The sequence below is a fragment of the Niabella sp. CPT15-335-S11 genome (assembly GCF_058792415.1).
Genome location: NZ_JBYTEI010000014.1, coordinates 1 through 1,256 on the forward strand (window position 1 = coordinate 1; position 1,256 = coordinate 1,256).

At 42.8% G+C, this 1,256-nt stretch carries 2 protein-coding genes; both read left to right on the top strand.

The features are described from left to right. The first annotated feature begins 67 nt into the window (after positions 1–67). Positions 68–364, top strand: coding sequence for a transposase (locus AC3WS5_RS15940; RefSeq protein WP_492468410.1), 297 nt, complete (start codon positions 68–70; stop codon positions 362–364). Between the two features lie 8 nt (positions 365–372). Next, positions 373–1,191 carry an IS3 family transposase gene (locus AC3WS5_RS15945; RefSeq protein WP_492468411.1) on the top strand — a complete coding sequence of 273 codons (819 nt, stop codon included), beginning with the start codon at positions 373–375 and terminating at the stop codon, positions 1,189–1,191. Positions 1,192–1,256: the final 65 nt, after the last annotated feature.

Below are 1,256 nucleotides of genomic sequence, written 5' to 3' on the forward strand. Positions count from 1 at the left end.
TATAATACTCCCCGAAATTCAGACCAGAGGGTTAGTTAATAAATTTGTATTAATTTAAACCTCAATTATGAAGAAGCAAACACGCAGAAAATTTAGTGCCTCATTTAAGGCAAAGGTAGCTCTGGAAGCAGTAAAGAATCAACAAACGCTGGCTGAATTGGGCAAAAAGTTTGAAGTAAATCCTGTGATGATTTCGAAATGGAAAGCTGAATTTTTAGAGAATCTGTCTTCCACATTTGAGCGGGAAGAGGCCACGGGGCACCAGGAGCAGGACACGGAAAAGCTGTATGCTGCCATTGGTCAGTTGAAGGTCGAAAACGAATTTTTAAAAAAAAGTTGCAGGAAGTTGGGGATCGAGATCTGAGAGCTCAGTTGGTTCAGTCCGGTGTATTAAAAATATCTGTCCGCAAACAGTGTGAACTTCTATCTGTCAATCGAAGCCGGGTTTATTACAAGCCTGCTGCTGAAAAACCAGAGAATATCGAGATGATGAATATTATGGATCGCCACCTGACCAAACACCCGACAGAAGGCGTAAAATCAATGGTGCTTCTGTTGGTGGCTATGGGTTTTATCGTCGGACCAAAGCGAATCCGCCGATTGTTCCGGATCATGGGCAGGCATACAATCTATCGGCGGAAGAACCTGACTAAATCGGGACAGAGAGAATTTATCAGGCCCTATTTGCTCAAAGACCTGAAGATTACCCATGCCAATCAGGTCTGGAGTACGGATATTACTTACATACCGATGAAGCGTGGTTTTATGTACATGACAGCGATAATCGATGTCTACAGTCGCAAGATCGTTGGTTGGGGTATCAGCAACTCTATGAGTTCCGCATGGTGTAAAAATGTACTCGAAGATGCCATTGTCACATATGGTAAGCCTGAAATAGTGAACAGCGACCAGGGCAGCCAGTATACCAGCGCTTTGTGGACGCAGTATCTTGAACAACAGGGCATCCTGATATCGATGGATGGAAAAGGCAGAGCCCTGGATAATGTCTGGATAGAGCGGTTCTGGAAGACTTTAAAGTACGAATACGTGTATCTAAATCCCGTCGATGATGGTTTTGAACTTTATGAAGGAGTTCAAAACCACATCGACTACTATCATCAAAAAATCCATCATACCACCTTTCAGACACCCAATACCCGGTATGAGCAATCAATTCAAAAAGCTGCCTAATGAAAAAGAAAGAAATCTTAACTTAGCAATCAACCCTGATGGTCCTAAAATTGGGGAGTGTTATA